The sequence below is a fragment of the Streptomyces sp. SUK 48 genome, assembly GCF_009650765.1.
In the GTDB taxonomy this organism is placed as follows: Bacteria; Actinomycetota; Actinomycetes; order Streptomycetales; family Streptomycetaceae; genus Streptomyces.
In genome coordinates, this window is the sequence record NZ_CP045740.1 from 4,190,016 (window position 1) to 4,206,542 (window position 16,527).

The following is a 16,527-nucleotide window of genomic DNA, read 5'->3' on the forward strand; positions in this document are numbered from 1 at the left end:
TGCCACGGTTGGAGAACCTGACTTGCCCGATACACGAATACGCCTCGGGGCCGTCGTGGCGCTGAGTGCCGCGTTGCTGCTGGGCAACGCCGCGGTGGCACAGGCCGGCACCGCGCCCCTCGCACCCGGCACGCCCACGCCGGCCGCGTCGGGGCTCCCGCGGAGCACCGGCCCCGCTCCGCGGCCGCCGGCCACGCCCACGCTCCCGGCCGGCCCCTCGGCCGCGGACACGCCGGTGCCGGCCCCGGACGCCGGCTGGACGGCCGAGGCCGCCATCAGCTTCTGGACCCCCGAGCGCATGGCCTCCGCCACCGACCCCTCGGGCCGCGCCACCGCCCCACCGAAGGGCTTCGCGACGCCAAGGAGGCAGCGCTCCGCCGCCGGGCTGACCGCCCAGCACTTCCAGGGCATCAAGACCGTCGGCACGATCTTCAGCACCGACAAGGGCCTCCAAGGCCACCGCTGTACGGCCAGCGTGGTGCGCAGCGGGGGGCACGACCTGATCCTCACCGCCGGGCACTGTGTCGGCTCGAGGTCCATGTTCGTGCCGATGTACGACCACACCGGGACGGCGGCGCAGCAGCGCTACGGGGTGTGGGCGGTCGACGAGTGGTTCCGCGACAAGCAGTACGCGTCGGACAAGTCCAAGAACTCCGACCTGGACTACGCCTTCGCGAGCCTGAAGCCGAACGGCGGCAAGAACGTCCAGGACGTGGTGGGCGGAGCCAACACCCTGGCGCGTACGCCCGGCTATGCCAACAAGGTGACGGTCGTCGGCTACCCGATGACCGGGCACAACCCCGAGGACACGGCGGTCCGCTGCCCCGACGTCCGCACGACGGCACTGTCCGGCTACTACCAGATGCAGATCTTCTGCGGCGGCATGTGGGGCGGGGTCTCCGGCGGGCCGTTCTTCTCCGCGTTCGACGCCTCCGGCGACAGCGGAACGATCATCGGCAATGTGGGCGGGTTCCTCCAGGGCGGCCCGGACGTGCGGGACCACACGGATCCGCGGTACAACGAGATCACCTACAGCCCGCTGTACGGCGACCGCTTCTTCCGGCTCTACGCCGACGCCCAGGAGGGCCGCAACCCCGACTACGGCCCGTACCGGCAGCCGCCCCTTCCCTACTCCATGGGCTCCGGGTCGACCTGGAAGCACGCCAGGCTGATGGCCTCCGGTGACTTCGGCGGCAAGGGCCACGCGGACATGATCGTGGTGTGGGACGACGGCGAGACCACCCTCTACGACGGCGACGGCGACGGCCACTTCACCGGCGAGCGGCAACTGCTGGCCAAGAACGACACCTGGAAGCACGCGATGACCATCACCGCGGGCGACTTCACCGGGTCGGACCGGTTCGACCTGCTGGTGCGCTGGTCCGACGGCGAGGTCACCCTCTACGGCGATGTGGGCACCAAGGGCCTCGACGGGGCCGGCACCCAGATGATCAAGCCGAACGACCTCTGGAAGAACGCCGTCCAGATCGCGGCGGGCCGCTTCAGCGCCTCCCGGTACGTCACCGACCTGGTCGTGCGCTGGATCGACGGCGAAGTGACCCTCTACACCGGCGTGGGCGCGGGCGGCTTCGGCCAGGAGCACAAGCTCAAGGACCGCGACGACACATGGAGGGACGCCACCCTGCTGACCAGCGGCGAGTTCTCCGGCAACCAGAAGTGGGACCTCATGGTCCGCTGGACCGACGGCGAACTCGACAACTACGTCGGCACCACCGCGTCGGGCCTCGGCCAGGAGCAGCGCGTCCTGGACCCCGGCGATCTCTGGAAGCACGACTCGGCCATGACGACCGGTGACTTCACCGGAAACGGTCGCACCGACGACCTCGTCATCCGCTGGTCCGACGGCGAGACCACGATGTACGCCGACACGAGCACCACCCACCTCGGCACCCAGGAGACCCTGGTCCACCCGACGTGAACCCGGCCACCAGCACCTGACACCGGATGCCCCCGGCACACACCCGCGCGGGGGCATCCCCCGTACGGCACGCCCGGTGTCCTGCCTCGCGGGCCCGGCTCGCGGCGGTGTCCGGGTCCTGATCGGAACACGGAGATGCCCCCTGACTCGCGTTTCCGCAGGTCAGGGGGCATCTCAAGGAGTGGAGCCTAGGGGAGTCGAACCCCTGACATCCGCCATGCAAAGACGGCGCTCTACCAACTGAGCTAAGGCCCCGGGAAGGGGTGGCCTCCGGAGGGGGTCTTCCCGCCGGTGCCGAGGACAAGAGTACCGGGTCACCCCCCGTATCCCGCAAAAAGATTGGGGGTCCCCCCGGATGACCACGCTCCGTAAGATGCTCAACCGTGGTTCGCTACAGCGAACCGCGGTATTCAGGGGAAGCGATGGGGAGACGCAATGGACGCCGCACAGCAGGAAGCCACCGCAAGAGCGAGAGAGCTTCAGCGGAACTGGTACGGGGAGCCGCTGGGGGCGCTCTTCCGTAAGCTGATCGACGATCTCGGGCTCAACCAGGCCCGGCTCGCGGCGGTTCTGGGGCTGTCCGCCCCGATGCTCTCGCAGCTGATGAGCGGTCAGCGCGCCAAGATCGGCAACCCCGCGGTGGTCCAGCGGGTGCAGCTGCTCCAGGAGTTGGCGGCACAGGTGGCGGACGGCAGCGTCAGCGCGGCCGAGGCGACCGAGCGGATGGACGAGATCAAGAAGTCCCAGGGAGGCTCGGTGCTGAGCAACACCACGCACACGACGAACGGTTCGGGCGCGCCCACCGTCAAGCGGGTCGTCCGCGAGATCCAGTCGCTGCTGCGCTCGGTGGCCGCCGCCGGCGACATCATCGAGGCCGCGGACGCGCTCGCCCCGACCCAGCCCGAACTCGCCGAGTTCCTGCGGGTCTACGGTGCCGGCCGCACCTCCGACGCGGTCGCGCACTACCAGTCGCACCAGAACTGAGCGCCCGCCCGGCGCCGGGGAAAGCCGGGAGGGGCAGGGGCCCGAGGGGGAGGAGCTGCGGCAGTCATGGGTGAGATGTTCAACGGCCGGTACGAACTGGCCGACCCGATCGGGCGCGGCGGCGCGGGCGACGTATGGCGCGTCTGGGACCACCGGCGCAGGCGCTATGTGGCCGCCAAGGTGCTCCAGCAGCGCGACGCCCACTCCCTCCTGCGCTTCGTGCGGGAACAGGCCCTGCGCATCGACCATCCCCATGTGCTCGCCCCGGCCAGCTGGGCCGCCGACGACGACCAGGTGCTGTTCACCATGGACCTGGTCGCGGGCGGCTCCCTCGTGCGCCTCGTCAACGACTACGGCCCCCTGCCGCCGGCGTTCGTCTGCGTCCTGCTCGACCAGCTGCTGTCCGGACTCGCCGCCGTGCACGCGGAGAGCGTCGTGCACCGGGACATCAAGCCCGCCAACATCCTGCTGGAGGCGACCGGTACCGGCAGGCCCCGGCTGCGGCTCGGGGACTTCGGCATCGCCATGCGGTTCGGCGAGCCGCGCCTGACCGAGACCAACCTCGTGGTGGGCACGCCCGGCTATCTCGCCCCGGAGCAACTCGAGGGCGCCGAGCCCCACTTCACCGCCGACCTGTTCGCGGTGGGCCTCGTCGCCGTGTATCTGCTCGAGGGCGCCAAACCCGACGCCGGGGAACTCGTGCGGTACTTCACCGAGCACGGCACCCCGGGCGCGCCCAAGGGCATCCCCGGGCCGCTGTGGGAGGTCGTCGCCACCCTGCTCCAGCCCGATCCGGAGGCCCGGTACCGCTCCGCCACGGGCGCCCGCAAGTCGCTCGCCCCGGTCATCGAACTCCTGCCGGAGCCGTGTCTGGACGACGAGCCGATCGAGATCTTCGACCAACTTCCGCCCCTGCCCCCGGGTTTTGGTCCGAACGGTCCGCTGAAGAGCGCGCGGCGGCCCGGCACCCTCCCGCCGCCGGACGCGGACACCGGCTCCGCACCGGACACCGGCTCCCTGTCGGACACCGGAAGCTTCCGCCTCCCGCCCCCGGCCGCCGACCCCGCGCCGCCCCCGCCGGCCGTACCGCCGCCCCCTTCCACACCCCCCACTCCCACACCGTCCTACGGCTCCTGGCCCCACCGCCCGCGCACCCCGCGCACCTCGCACAGCAGGCGCACCCCGCACCCCCGCGGCCCGGCGACAGCATCACCGCCGCTTACACCGCCCCGGCCTCCCAAACCCCTCAGGCTCCCCCGGCCTCCCTGGCTTCCCCTGCTTCCCCAGCCACGGCCCCCCGCACCCCGGCCACCCACGGCCGCCGTGCCCGCCGCCGTCCCGGCCCCCCGGCCAGGGCCGTCGTCCCGATCCTGCTGCTGGCGCTGGCCTGCTACGCCGTGGGCTTCTGGGCGCTGACCCGCGTCTGAGCCCGCCGGGCCGCCAGCGTCCATCCGCCGAGCACCAGCAGCAGCGCGGTCCCCAGCCCGATCCCGCCGGCCGCGAGGGCCTCCATCTCCAGTGAGCCGCCGCCCCCGGTGCCCCCGCCGTCACCGCCGTCACCGAACGGCATCGCCGCCCCGTCCTGCGCCGTCGGCGTGAAGACCCCGTCCGGCGTCGGGCGCCCGGCGTACCCGGGCCCGGCGTGCGCCCGGCCGTCCACGCCGACCCGCAGCGTCACCTCGTACGGCCCCTGCCCGAACGGGCCGGCGAGCTGGTCGCTGAGGTGCAGCACCAGGTAGTAGTCACCGGCGAAGCGCAGGGCGCCGACGGCGGCGGGGGCCGCGTAGCGGTTGGCGTACTCGACGGGCGGCAGCGGTGCGAGGGCGACGGGCTTGCGGACGCCGGTGTAGCCGAGGGAGACATCGTCGGCGAGGCCCCGCACGGGGTCGTACAAGGAGAGGTCGAGGGCGCCGCCGACGTACCCGTGCCCCGCCGCGCCGCCCAGTTCGGCGGATGCCCGGAGCCGGCGGCCCCAGTCGAGCGGCACCTTGTAGAACACGGTCCGGCCGGGCACCAGGGTGGTCCGCCAGACCCCCGGCCCCAGCACCCGGGCCGCCGTGAAGCCCGCCCCGCCGGCCCGTTCGCGGGCCGCGCCGGTGACCGGCTCGGGCGAGGCGGAGTCCCAGCTCCGGGGCGCGTCGCCGGGGCCGGGGGAGGCCAGCCGGGGTTCCGTGACGGGTGCCAGCTCCAGGTCCCAGGGCGCGGACGTCCCCTGGGTGTCGAGGCGTTCGACCAGCACGGAGTACGTCCCCGCGCCCCGGCACAGCGCCCTGCCCGCCTCGCGCCTGCCGAGCGCGGTGACCGGACGCGGGCTGAGTCCGGCGCCGAAGCGGGCGGTGGCGAAGGAGCAGGCCGTGCCGTGCGTGTCCCGGACGGTGACCCGGATGCCGTCGGTGGAGGTGACGCCGGTGTGCGCGGGCGGTACGGCGGTGACGGGGACGTACGCCGTGGCCGTGGCGTCGGCGAGGTCGAGGCGGTAGGTGAGCCGGCCGTGCGCGGGCAGCGAGCCGCGGTAGACGCGGCCGGGGTCGAGAAGCGGGGCGCCGGTGGCGGAGGCCGTGCCCTCGACGGTGCGGGCGCCGGGGGCGAAGGCGTAGGCCCCGGGGCCGGTGGCGGCCGACGCGGTGGCGGCCGGGAGCAGGCCCGTTCCGCACAGTCCCAGTGCCAGCAGCGCGGCGGCCGGGCGCCCGCGGCCCCGTATCCACGCCGTACGCCCGTGGTCCCACGCCCCGTGCCTGCGCCGCACGCGCACCCCCTATGACGTCACGTCCTCGCGGCCCATCCTGCCCCGGCGGCCGCCGTGCCCTCAGGGCAATGCGCGGGACCGGCCGAAAGACCCCGCCCCGGCCGGCCGGTGGCGGCCCCGCCTATCGCACCCCCAAAGACCGCGCAACAGCAAGCAAAGACCCCGGCCGCTTGGTGCGACCGGGGCCTGCTGAAAATCGGGAATCGGACTCACGAACCCGTGGGCACGGAGTCAGTCGCCTCCGTCCACAGGTCCTGCTCGGCGCGATCCGCCTGAATCTGGCGGTACACGAGGAGCCCGCCGATGGCGGCCAGTGCGACCAGGAGCAGCTTCTTCACCGCGCGACCTCGTCTTTCCTTGACGTAGGGGACCTCTGGCGCCCGACTATACACACCGGCCGATATCGATCGGTGACCTGCGTCCGGCCCCAACTCCGGTCCCTGTCAGCGCAATAGCCCAGGTCGGAGGCCGTTCCGATCGGAGGGTGATCACACCTCCACGGACGGTCACTTTGCTCCCCCTTCGCGCACGCTGACCGCGATTTAGGGGTTTTCCGACCTTCTTACGGCCATCCGGGTGGTGTTCATCAGAACAATGCCGCGCCACGGGCGTCGGTCCACCACTTCGCGGTCCACATACACATCATGAGGAAAGTACGCAAATCGCCCAACCCGAAAGTGAGGGGCCATGGACCGGAACAAGGTCATGAAGCTGTGGACTGCCATCGTCACCGCCTTTCTCGCGCTGTGCACGACGCTCGGACTCGTGAGCGCCGCCACCGCCCCCGCGGCCGCCGCGCCGCACACCGAGAGCCCCCGCACCGAGACCGCGCACCGCACGGCCCCGGCGATCCCGGCACCACGGCATTGGTCCTGGTCCTCCACCAAGGCCCTGCCCCCCACGATGAAACAGCGGATCCGGGCCGAGGCCCACGGGAAATCCCCCAGCTGCCGGCACCGAGCCCTCGATGACAGCGAGGCGACACCGGAGGGCCGCGAGACACAGAAGGCCCGCGAGGCGCAGGAGACGGAACGCACACAGGAGACAGAGGCCAGAGAGCCCTCCGCGTCGCTCGACTGCTGAACCGCCCCTCCTCTCCCCCTCGGCACCGCGACGTCTCGACAACTCGGCGACTTGCGTACGCACGGTCGACACGGAAGGACCCCCGGCCACACGGCCGGGGGTCTCGCGCGTTCTCCCGGGTGCCGAAACCACCCCCGGCGGGGCCTGAGACGATGGCCGCGACATCCCGGAGAGGTCTTGGAGAGGTGGTGAGTGCTGCCGTGACCCGGCGCGCCACCGTTGTCACCGTCGTCACCGCCGTGCACGCCCCCTCGGCCCGGTTCCTGCCGGAGGCATGGGCGTCCCTGCGCGAGCAGGAGCTGCCCGGCGGCGCGCGCTGGGAGTGGGTGATCCAGGAGGACGGCACGACGGACGAGGTCCGCCCGTACGTCCCCGAGGACCCGCGCGTCGTCTTCCACCAGGGCAGACCCGGTGGTCCGGGGGTCGCCCGCACGATCGCGCTGGCGCACGCGCGGGGCGCGTACGTGAAGGTCCTGGACGCCGACGACCGGCTCACCCCGGGCGCGCTCGCCCGCGATCTCGCCGTGCTGGAGGCGCGTCCCGGCCTCGGCTGGACCACCTGCCGGGTCCTCGACCTGCTGCCCGACGGCTCCACGGCCGGTTTCCCCGGCGACCCGGCCGAGGGTCCGCTGGAGCGCGGCACCGTGCTGCGGCACTGGAAGGCGAACGACTTCCGGCCCCCGGTCCATCCGGCGACCCTGTGCGTGCGCCGGGAGCTGCTGACCGCGCTCGGCGGCTGGATGGCGCTGCCCGCCTCCGAGGACACGGGGCTGCTGCTGGCGCTGGACGCGGTGAGCCGCGGCTGGTTCTCGGCCGAGGCCGGGCTGCTCTACCGCAAGTGGGAGGGGCAGGTCACCGGCCAGTCCTCGCACACCGAGCCCGCCGAGCGCACGGCCCGCGCGGCGGTCGCGGAGGCCAGGGCGCGCGCGCTGGCCGGCCTCGGCTGGACGTATCCGGCGCCGTAGCCGTCGTACGCCTGCGGGGCCCGCCTACTCCCCGAGCACGATCGCCTGCGAGGGGCACCGCTCCGCCGCCTCGCGGACCCCCGGTTCGCCGGCGGCGTCCTCCTTGCCGGGGAGCACCACGCCGTAGCCGTCCTCGAAGGCGAACACGGCCGGTGCCCGGAACGCGCACTCCGCGGAGCCGTAACACGCGGCGCGGTCGACGGTGACCTTCATACGTCCTCCAGCCCTGGGCACTTCGAGTTCCAGGACGTCACTGCCCGGCCGGGCGGGCGCTCAACCGGCGGCCCCGGCACCGGCCGCGGCCGTGAGCCAGTGGGCGACCCGGCGGACCGTGGGCTCGTCCAGCCGGGCGGCCAGCGCCCGCACGGCCGCGCCGTCCTCGGGCGCGAGGTCGTACAGGCCGGCCCGGCTCAGCGCGGCGGTGAGCACCTGGTGACGACGGTTCGTCATGCGTTCGGCGAGCTTGTCCGGTTCGGGGGTTTCCGGTGCTGCGCGCGACCCAGACGGCTCGTGCGACTCGCGTGACTCGGCCGGTTCGGCCGGTTCCTCCCGTGCGGCCGGCCGCACGACGGCCGCCGCCTTCTCCTCCGGGGCGTCGTACAGCCGCCAGCCCCCGCCGTCCGGCCCCCACAGCGCGAGCGTCAGCTCCTCGCCGCGGGCCCGGACGGTCCGGGTCATCTCGCCGACGGCGTACAGCACGGGTGTCCGGTACGGGGACTGAGCGGCCGGGACCCAGGAGTCCCGGGCGGTGCCGCGGACCATCGCGACCCAGCGCGGAGCGCCGGACGGAGGCGGGCACGGGGAAGGTTCGGGCATGGCGCGCACCCCTTCGGGAAGAGCCGGTGCCCGCGACCGTAACTGACGGCCCGTCAGTTATCCAGGTGTACCGCGACGGAAATGTCCCCTGCCCGCCGGCACCGGTCCCTCCCCTCGTGGGGACCGGTGCCGGGCGGTGCGGGACGTCGATCCGCGCCTCGTCGGCGTGAGGGCGCGGATCGAAGCATGAAAGGTGATGACAGACGACGAAGAGGCGGGAAGCGGCGCGAGCGGGAAGGTCGTGGGGGTGTGGGAGTGGGGGGTGGGGGTAGGTCGGCCGGGGGCGGGCGGATCAGACGCGGGATCGTTGACCGCTCGCGGGTTTCGATGGAAGTCGACCGAAAATGTGCAACGCCATGGGGTGTCTCTCCGAGCGCCGGGCCGTTGGCCTGTCCGGACGGTGTGTGACGGTTCCGCTACCGGGGTTGCGATCCTGCCAGTTGTGGCCACCGGGGAGGAGATCCTGGTCTCCGGAGCGCGGCTTCTCCGCAGGTCAGCCGTATAAGGTGAGTTTTCCGGTCCGGACGTACGCAGGCGGGGGGAAGTGAGGGGTGGGACCTTGGGTTCCGACTCAGGGGCACGCACAGCTTTCGCCGAGCGCCTCGCGCTGCTCTACAAGGAGGCCGGAAACCCGCCCCTGAAAAGCGTCGCCGAGGCGGTCGGCCGGCTACAGCGGGTCGACGAACGCGGCCGTCCGGTCCGCGTGTCCGCGCAGCGGATCAGCGACTGGCGACGGGCCAAGAACGTGCCGGCCCAGTTCACCGCCCTCGCCGCGGTGCTCCAGATCCTGATCCCGGAGGCGCGCCGCGCCCGTCCGCATCCGGTCTCCACGGGCCTGTACGACCTCGCCCACTGGCAGCGCCAGTGGGAGCGCGCGCTGGCCGACCCGGTGGGCGACCGCGCCGCGCCGGCCGCCTCGCCCGCCGAGGAGAACGGCCGCCCGCCCGCCCAGGCCCCGCCCATCACCGGCGGGGTGTGCCCCTACCGGGGTCTCGCGCCCTACCGGCAGGAGGACGCGCGCTGGTTCTTCGGCCGGGAGCGCAGCACCGACGCGATCATCGCCCAGCTGCGCACGGCGGGCGGTACCGGCGGCCTGGTGATGCTCGTCGGCGCCTCGGGCGCGGGCAAGTCCTCGCTGCTGAACGCCGGCCTGGTCCCGGCGATCGCGGGCGGCGCCCTGGCCGACGCGGATCACCCCCCGCGGCCGGACGGCGAGCCCGGGCAGCGCGCCCTCGTCGTCCAGCTGGTGCCCGGAGCCGATCCGCTCGCCGAGCTGATCCGCCGTATCCCCGATCTCGCGCCCGTGGCCGCCGAGGCGCGCGCGGCCGAGCGGGCGGCCACGGCCCGGCAGGAGGCCGCCGAGGGCGCCGTGACGATGGGGGCCGAGACACCCCGGATCGTGCGCGGCGCCCGGGCCGCGGTCACGGAGTGGGCGCGCCGGGAGGCGCCGCCGGGGGTCCGGCCGGTGATCATCGTGGACCAGTTCGAGGAGGCGTTCACCCTCTGCCCGGACGAGGCGGACCGCCGTACCTTCATCCAGTTGCTGCACGCCTCCTGCACCCCGCCCTTCGGCGCGTCCGGGCCCGCCCCGGTCCTGGTCGTGCTCGGCATACGCGCCGACTTCTACGAACAGTGCCTCGGCTACCCGGAACTGGCCGACGCGCTCCAGCACCGGCACATGGTGCTCTCCCCGCTGACCAGCGGCGAGCTGCGGGACGCGGTGACCGGTCCGGCCAAGGCGGTCGGCCTGGAACTGGAGCCCGGCCTCGCCGAGCTGATCGTGCGCGAGGTGAGCGCCGACGGCCCGCGCGGGGCGCACGACGCGGGCGTGCTCCCGCTGCTCTCGCACGCCCTGCTGGCCACCTGGCAGCGCCGCAAGGCCGGGAAGCTGACGCTGGCCGGCTACCGCGCGGCGGGCGGCATCCAGGGCGCCGTCGCCGCGACCGCCGAACGCGCCTGGTCGGGGCTCGATCCCGCCGCCCGTACGGCCGCCCGGCTGCTCCTGCTGCGCCTGGTGCGGCTCGGCGAGGACACCGTGGCCACCCGGCGGCGCGGCACCCGGCGGCAGCTGGCCCAGGAATCGGCGGACCCCGGCAAGACCGAGGAGTCCCTGGAGGCGCTGGTCCGGGCCCGGCTGGTGACGCTGGACGCGGAGACCGTGGAGATCACCCACGAGGCGCTGCTGCACGCCTGGCCCCGGCTGCGGCACTGGATCGACGACAACCGCAACGACCATCTGCTGCGCCAGCGCCTGGAGGAGGACGGCCGGTCCTGGGAGGACTCGGAGCGGGACAGCTCGCTGCTGTACCGGGGCTCCCGGCTCGAACAGGCCCGTGCCTGGGCGCGCTCGGCGGGTGACACGTATCTGACCCGCAGCGCGGTGGAGTTCCTGGCCGCCTCGGTACGGCTGCGCAAGCGCACGGTGTGGCTGAGCCGGGCGGCGGTGGCCGCCCTGGTGGTGCTCGCGCTGGTCGCGGGCGGCTCCGCGGTGATCGCCTGGCAGCAGCGCGACGACGCCGTGTTCGAACAGGTGCTCGCCGAGGCGGACCGGGTGCAGCGCACCGACCCCTCCCTCGCCGCCCAGCTGGACCTGGTCGCCCATCAGCTGCGCCCCGACGACAAGGGGACGTACAGCAGGCTGATCTCCATCGTGAACGCGCCGCTGGCCACCCCGCTGTCCGGCCACACCGGCGCCGTCTACCTGACCTCCTTCAGCCCCGACGGCCACACCCTGGCCACGGCCAGCTACGACCGGACCGTACGGCTGTGGAACGTATCCGACCCGACCCGGCCGCGCCCCCTCGGCGGGCCCCTGACCGGGCACTCCAGCTGGGTGAGCAGCGCGGTGTTCCGCCCCGACGGACGGGTGCTGGCCAGCGCGGGCGACGACGGCACGATCCGGCTGTGGAACGTCGCCGACCCCGCCCGCCCGACCACGCTCGGCGCGCCCCTGGCCGGCCACTCGGGCACCATCTACCTGGTCGCCTTCAGCTCCGACGGACGCACCCTCGCCTCCGCGGGCGAGGACGGCACGGTACGGCTGTGGAACGTCGCCGATCCCGCGCACCCCACCGCGCTCGCCGTGCTGCACGGGCCCACCGCGGCCGTGCGCAGCGTCGCCTTCAGCCCCGACGGGCACACCCTCGCGGCGGGCGGCGACGACCGGACGATCCGGCTGTGGAAGGTGACCGACCCGCGCCGGCCGGCCCCGCTCGGCGTGCTGCGCGGCCACACCGACATCGTGCACTCGGTCGCGTTCAGCCCGGACGGGCACACCCTGGCCAGCGGCAGCGCGGACGACACCGTACGGCTGTGGGACATCGCCGACCCGGCCGCGGCGAAACCGCTCGGCGCGCCCCTGACCGGGCACACCGGGCCCGTCTGGTCGGTGGCGTTCAGCCCCGACGGCGGGCGGCTCGCCGCCGCGAGCGCGGACAGCACGGCCAGCCTGTGGAACGTCAGCGACCCGGACTCCCCCTCGCAGATCGGCGAGCCCCTCGCGGGCAGCAGCGGCGAGATGTACGCGCTGGGCTTCAGCCCGGACGGGCGCACCCTCGCCACCGGCAGCGGGGACGCCAAGGTGCGCCTGTGGTCGATCCCCACCTCGGACATGATCGGCCGCAGCGGGGCGTTCGGCCCCAACGGGCGGATACTGGCCACGACCGCGCGCGACGGGCGGGTGCGGCTGTGGAACGTGGCGCACCCGGGGCGGCCGGTGCGGCTGGGCCCGCCGTTCATGAGCGGCAACGGCGCCGACACCCTCGTCTTCTCGCCCAACGGCCGCACCCTGGCCGTCCTCACGGGCGAGCAGAAGGTGTACCTGTGGAACGTCTCCGACCCGTCCCACCCCTTCCTGCCCGGCCCGCCGCTGCCGCTGCGGACCCGCTTCATGGGGCCCAACGCCCTCGCCTTCAGCCCCGACGGGAAGACCCTGGCCACGGCCAACGACGACCGGACCATACGGCTGTGGAACGTGTCCGACCCGGCCCGCCCCGCCCCGCTGGGCGCGCCGCTCGCCGGCCACCACGGCTACATCAACGCGCTCGTCTTCAGCCCGGACGGGCACACCCTGGCCAGCGGCAGCGCGGACAGCACCATCCGGCTGTGGAACCTCACCGGCCCCGGCGCCGTAGAACCGCTGGGCGCCCCGCTCACCCGGCACACCGGCCCGGTCAACGCGCTGGCCTACACCCCGGACGGCAAGGCACTGGCCAGCGGCAGCGACGACGACACGGTCCGGCTGTGGGACGTCGCCGACCCGGCCTCGGCCAGACCGCTGGGCGACCCGCTCACCGGCCACACCGAGGCGGTCACCTCGCTGACCTTCGACGCGGACGGCAACACGCTGGCCAGCGGCGGCGACGACAACACGGTCCGGCTGTGGAACGTCACCGACCCCACCGCCGCGCGGCCGATCGGCCAGTCCATGACGCCCAACGCCAAGACCGGCACCTTCCTGTCCTTCAGCCCCGGCAGCCGCGTCCTCGGCGTCTCCAGCGGCCCCGACACGGTCCGCCTGTGGGACCTGGACGCCGCCACGGCCATCGACCACATCTGCTCCGTCACCCGGGACGTCCTGACCCCCGCCAAGTGGCAGGAGTACCTCCCGCGCCTGTCCTACGACCCGCCGTGTGACCACTGATCGGCCAACTTCCTTTTTTTCCCTCCGACTTGGCTCCACACGACCGACAACCTTGTTACCCTTGGCCATAGCCCGATCGCTGGTGCATCCCCCGTCGCCAGCGATCGGGTCTTTTCGTGCGCGAGGCCCGAGGCAACGGTCTGCCCCGCCCATGGACTCCTCCGGGTGTTCAGGAGGTGTCCATGGAGGACGGAAAACAGGACCGGGACGAAGAGTTCGGCAGATTCATGACCGCCCGCTGGTCACGGCTGCTGCGCACGGCCTTTCTCCTCACCGGGGAACGGCACTCCGCCGAGGATCTCGCCCAGTCCACGCTGGAGCGGGCCTACACGGCCTGGCGCAGGGTCGGCACGGCGGACGACCCGGACGCCTATGTCCGGCGCGTGATGATCAACCTGCACGCCCGCAGGCACCGGCGCAGGCTCAAGGAGTTCCTGGCGCCGAAGGACGATTCCGGCCTGGTGCGGGAGGAGGCCGACCGCGGCGACCGGATCACCCAGGCCGTCGACCGCGAGGTGCTGCTCCGGGCGCTCGCCCAGCTGCCCGCGCGACAGCGCCAGGCGGTGGTCCTGCGCTACTGGGAGGACCTGACGGAGACCCAGACCGCACAGGCGATGGGCTGCTCCGTCGGCACGGTCAAGAGCAACACGGCCAAGGGGATAGCGAAGCTGCGCCTGATCCCGGCGCTGGCCGACGCGGTCCCGCAGGGAGGGCGGGCATGACGCACACGGACGGGAACGGGCACGGCATGGCACAGGACAGGATCGCCCTCCTCCTCGCGGACGCGGCGCGGGAGATCGAGACCGGCCCGGCGCCCGTCGCGGCGGTCGTACAGGGCGGCCGGCGGCTCCGGGCACGGCGGTGGGCGGTGACGGCGGTCGCGGCCGCGGTGGTGGCGGGGGGCACGGCGGGGGCGGTGCGGGTGCTGCCCGACCGTGGGTCGGCCTCACCGGCGGATACCGGGGTCGGCGGGCAACTGGTGGACGAGCCGGTGATGTCGACGGTGGGTGAGGGCACCCGCGACGGCACGACATGGAACGTGAACGCCAAGGTGTGGCCGGCGCCCCGCGACCGGAGCGAGGCCGTCCGGCAGATGAGGGCCATGGCGGACTGGGGCCTCACGCCGGTGACCTCGGGCAGCCCCTCCGACCTGATCGGCAGGACGAGCTACTTCATCTTCCGCAGCTTCCAGAAGGGCGCCGGCGCCCCCACCTTCGGGCTGGTGGCCTCCGACACCGTCGCCGGCCTGCCCCACCCGAAGGGCACCGAGATCCACGTCTTCACCAAGGCCCTCACCCCCGGCTCCGGCACCCAGAACCTGGTCGTCGGCATGGTGGCCACCACGGCACGCCAGGTCACCTGCCACTGGAAGGACGGCAGCGCGACCACGGCCGGTCTCGCGCCCGCCGATACCCCGGTCCGCTCCTCGGACTCGGTCATCCGGTCCGTCCGCGGCTTCCCCACCGCCAACTGGTTCGTCTGCGCGGCCCCCGGCCAGACCGCCTACGAGTCCGCGGAGGTGACCGAGTAACCCCTCAGCCCCGCAGCGCGTCCAAGAGGTGCGGCCAGGCGGCCGCGCCGAGCAGCGCGTCGGCCTCCGGTGTACCGCCGTACCGGAAGACCGGGGACGGCGGCGAGGGGAGTTCACCGGGAAAGAAGGGGCGGTGGCCGGCGTCGGCGCGGGTGATCAGGCGGACGCCCGCCCCGGCCGCGCGCCGGCGCTCGGCCAGCCGCTCGGCGTAGGGCTCCGAGGGCCACATCGCGTCGTCGCCGCCCGCGACCAGGATCAGTTCGGCCCGCGCCGCCTCGACGGGGATCTCCGCCGCCGGGAGCAGACCGGCGAAGGTCCGCTCGCTGCGCTCGTACCAGCCCCGGACGGCGACGGGTTCGCCCTCCGGCTCGGCCCGCGTCCAGGAGCCGTCCATCGGCACGAAGGGCAGCGGCCGGCCCCGCCACGTCCAGCACGAGCGGTACGGGCGGTCGGCGCCGTCCCGGCCGGGCCCGACATTGCACCAGACCAGCGAGCTGGGCGAGAGGGCGGCCACCACGTCCACCCGGTCGTCGCGGACGGCCGTGAGCAGGGCCGCCTCGGCCCCCTTGGACACCCCGAGCACGCCGATCCGCCGGGCCCCCGTGTCGCGCAGCAGACCGACGGCGTCGGTGAAGGTCTCCAGCGGGACCTCGCAGATCCCGGGCGGCTGCCCGCTCCCCCCGAACCAGCGGATGGCGAGCGCGGTGATCCCCTGCCGGGCGAGCAGGCGGGCCCGCTCCCGCATGATCCGCCCACTGGACCCGGCCAGCACCAGCACCCCGGCCGCACCGCCCCCGACGGGCGAGACCAGCAACCCCTCCCAGGGCTCGGCCAGCTCCCGCTCCACGATCTCCACAGGACCCCCGATGGACCACCCTGACATGCCGAAAACCCCCAGCCGTTGAGAGCTGGGGGTTTTCGTGCTGGTGGGGCTAACAGGATTTGAACCTGTGGCCTCATCCTTATCAGGGATGCGCTCTAACCAACTGAGCTATAGCCCCGCCGCGCTGTGCGGTGTATGTCCCGCGCGCTGACTCCTGAAGATTAGCGCACGACCACGTCAGTCCCAAAATCGGTTGCCGGAGAGCGTCACTCGTCCTCGGCGAGGGTCAGCTCGACGCCGCCGACGAAGCCCGCGGAGAGGTTGTAGATGAAGGCCGCGAGCGTGGCCAGCGCGGTGGCCAGGACGACGTCGATGGCCGCGATGATCGTCGTGAACATCAGGACGTGCGGCAGCGAGAGGAAGGACTGGAGGTCGAAGCCGTTCGCCTCGTTCGAGCCGGTCGCCTCCGAGATCGTCCCGCCGACCGTGGAGAACACCCCCATCGCGTCCATGACCATCCACAGCACCGCCGAGGCGACGATGGTGCAGATGCCGAGCGCGATGGAGAGCAGGAAGCTGACCTTCATCACCGACCACGGGTCGGCCTTGGCCACCCGCAGCCGCGCCTTACGGGTGCGCGGCGCGGTGCGCACCCCGGTGCGGGGACGCCGTACCCCGCCGGACGCCTGCTGCGCCGGGTACGCCTGCGGCGGGTGGTACGGACCGCCGGGCTGCTCGGGGCGCCGCTCCCCGGGCAGCGGGGACGCCGACTGCGCCTCGCCGGCCGCGGCCGGGCCTCGGGTGTCCGTCACAGTTCCCCCCTGGGGTGCAGACGTGCCGGGTGCGTCCGCCGCGGACGGCCGCACCGGCTTCAGGTTGGTCGTCTGCGGGTCGGTGGCCGTCCCCGCATGCGCGGCGGAGCCACGGCCGCCGCCGTCCGTCTCCGTACCCGTGGAGGTACCGGCCGATCCGGCGCCCGTGGCTCCGCTCACGATGAC

General features: G+C 73.6%; 14 protein-coding genes and 2 tRNA genes. 8 read left to right on the plus strand and 8 right to left on the minus strand.

What is annotated here, in order from left to right:
* Positions 1–22: 22 nt before the first annotated feature.
* A complete protein-coding gene (locus GHR20_RS18120; RefSeq protein WP_243878067.1) occupies positions 23–1,939 on the plus strand; it encodes a trypsin-like serine protease in 1,917 nt (638 codons plus the stop codon).
* Positions 1,940–2,121: 182 nt separating this feature from the next.
* Here the strand turns inward: GHR20_RS18120 and GHR20_RS18125 are convergent.
* A tRNA-Ala gene (locus GHR20_RS18125) sits at positions 2,122–2,194 on the minus strand.
* A 180-nt stretch (positions 2,195–2,374) separates the two neighbouring features.
* On the opposite strand from GHR20_RS18125, the gene GHR20_RS18130 reads away from it, so the two are divergent.
* Together GHR20_RS18130 and GHR20_RS18135 are read left to right on the plus strand one after the other, a co-directional pair.
* A complete protein-coding gene (locus GHR20_RS18130; RefSeq protein WP_111583345.1) occupies positions 2,375–2,923 on the plus strand; it encodes a DNA-binding protein in 549 nt (182 codons plus the stop codon).
* 66 nt (positions 2,924–2,989) lie between these two features.
* Entirely contained in the window at positions 2,990–4,339 is a 1,350-nt protein-coding gene (locus GHR20_RS18135; RefSeq protein ID WP_153813768.1) for a serine/threonine-protein kinase, read from the plus strand.
* Here the strand turns inward: GHR20_RS18135 and GHR20_RS37115 are convergent.
* Positions 4,314–5,669 carry a hypothetical protein gene (locus tag GHR20_RS37115; protein WP_243878068.1) on the minus strand — a complete coding sequence of 452 codons (1,356 nt, stop codon included), beginning with the start codon at positions 5,667–5,669 and terminating at the stop codon, positions 4,314–4,316. The genes GHR20_RS18135 and GHR20_RS37115 overlap by 26 nt on opposite strands.
* Before the next feature lie 209 nt (positions 5,670–5,878).
* Positions 5,879–6,007: a DLW-39 family protein gene (locus GHR20_RS37570; protein ID WP_003999697.1), complete on the minus strand. Its 129-nt coding sequence runs from the start codon at positions 6,005–6,007 to the stop codon at positions 5,879–5,881.
* A gap of 349 nt (positions 6,008–6,356) precedes the next feature.
* Here GHR20_RS37570 and GHR20_RS18150 point away from each other — a divergent pair, with 349 nt between their 5' ends.
* Entirely contained in the window at positions 6,357–6,752 is a 396-nt protein-coding gene (locus GHR20_RS18150; RefSeq protein ID WP_220093223.1) for a DUF6344 domain-containing protein, read from the plus strand.
* Positions 6,753–6,940: 188 nt separating this feature from the next.
* Positions 6,941–7,717 carry a glycosyltransferase gene (locus tag GHR20_RS18155; protein ID WP_243878069.1) on the plus strand — a complete coding sequence of 259 codons (777 nt, stop codon included), beginning with the start codon at positions 6,941–6,943 and terminating at the stop codon, positions 7,715–7,717.
* Positions 7,718–7,741: 24 nt separating this feature from the next.
* Here GHR20_RS18155 and GHR20_RS18160 read toward each other — a convergent pair whose 3' ends face one another.
* Both GHR20_RS18160 and GHR20_RS18165 read right to left on the minus strand, forming a co-directional pair.
* Positions 7,742–7,930, minus strand: a complete 189-nt coding sequence (locus GHR20_RS18160; protein WP_111583350.1) for a ferredoxin — start codon at positions 7,928–7,930, stop codon at positions 7,742–7,744.
* Between the two features lie 60 nt (positions 7,931–7,990).
* Positions 7,991–8,533: a hypothetical protein gene (locus tag GHR20_RS18165; RefSeq protein WP_153813770.1), complete on the minus strand. Its 543-nt coding sequence runs from the start codon at positions 8,531–8,533 to the stop codon at positions 7,991–7,993.
* A gap of 559 nt (positions 8,534–9,092) precedes the next feature.
* Between GHR20_RS18165 and GHR20_RS18170 the strand changes: the two genes are divergently transcribed.
* The 3 genes from GHR20_RS18170 (at position 9,093) to GHR20_RS18180 (ending at position 14,706) form a co-directional block, all read left to right on the plus strand.
* Positions 9,093–13,175, plus strand: coding sequence for an AAA family ATPase (locus GHR20_RS18170; protein WP_153813771.1), 4,083 nt, complete (start codon positions 9,093–9,095; stop codon positions 13,173–13,175).
* 182 nt (positions 13,176–13,357) lie between these two features.
* Positions 13,358–13,897 carry a SigE family RNA polymerase sigma factor gene (locus GHR20_RS18175; protein ID WP_153813772.1) on the plus strand — a complete coding sequence of 180 codons (540 nt, stop codon included), beginning with the start codon at positions 13,358–13,360 and terminating at the stop codon, positions 13,895–13,897.
* Positions 13,894–14,706 carry a hypothetical protein gene (locus tag GHR20_RS18180; protein WP_153813773.1) on the plus strand — a complete coding sequence of 271 codons (813 nt, stop codon included), beginning with the start codon at positions 13,894–13,896 and terminating at the stop codon, positions 14,704–14,706. The genes GHR20_RS18175 and GHR20_RS18180 overlap by 4 nt, the downstream gene beginning before the upstream one ends.
* A gap of 4 nt (positions 14,707–14,710) precedes the next feature.
* On the opposite strand, the gene GHR20_RS18185 is transcribed toward GHR20_RS18180, so the two are convergent.
* The 3 genes from GHR20_RS18185 to GHR20_RS18195 all read right to left on the minus strand — a co-directional run bounded on the left by GHR20_RS18185 (position 14,711) and on the right by GHR20_RS18195 (position 16,521).
* Positions 14,711–15,589, minus strand: coding sequence for an acyl-CoA thioester hydrolase/BAAT C-terminal domain-containing protein (locus tag GHR20_RS18185; RefSeq protein WP_194858914.1), 879 nt, complete (start codon positions 15,587–15,589; stop codon positions 14,711–14,713).
* A gap of 41 nt (positions 15,590–15,630) precedes the next feature.
* A tRNA-Ile gene (locus GHR20_RS18190) sits at positions 15,631–15,707 on the minus strand.
* Between the two features lie 88 nt (positions 15,708–15,795).
* Complete coding sequence (locus GHR20_RS18195) at positions 15,796–16,521, minus strand: DUF3566 domain-containing protein (RefSeq protein ID WP_153813774.1); 726 nt, start codon at positions 16,519–16,521, stop codon at positions 15,796–15,798.
* Between the last annotated feature and the right edge of the window lie 6 nt (positions 16,522–16,527).

Coding starts and splice junctions, on each gene's coding strand:
- GHR20_RS18130 (WP_111583345.1), top strand. CDS start 2,375: ATGGACGCCGCACAGCAGGAAGCCACCGCAAGAGCGAGAGAGCTTCAG.
- GHR20_RS18135 (WP_153813768.1), top strand. CDS start 2,990: ATGGGTGAGATGTTCAACGGCCGGTACGAACTGGCCGACCCGATCGGG.
- GHR20_RS18150 (WP_220093223.1), top strand. CDS start 6,357: ATGGACCGGAACAAGGTCATGAAGCTGTGGACTGCCATCGTCACCGCC.
- GHR20_RS18160 (WP_111583350.1), bottom strand. CDS start 7,930: ATGAAGGTCACCGTCGACCGCGCCGCGTGTTACGGCTCCGCGGAGTGC.
- GHR20_RS18165 (WP_153813770.1), bottom strand. CDS start 8,533: ATGCCCGAACCTTCCCCGTGCCCGCCTCCGTCCGGCGCTCCGCGCTGG.
- GHR20_RS18175 (WP_153813772.1), top strand. CDS start 13,358: ATGGAGGACGGAAAACAGGACCGGGACGAAGAGTTCGGCAGATTCATG.
- GHR20_RS18180 (WP_153813773.1), top strand. CDS start 13,894: ATGACGCACACGGACGGGAACGGGCACGGCATGGCACAGGACAGGATC.
- GHR20_RS18185 (WP_194858914.1), bottom strand. CDS start 15,589: ATGTCAGGGTGGTCCATCGGGGGTCCTGTGGAGATCGTGGAGCGGGAG.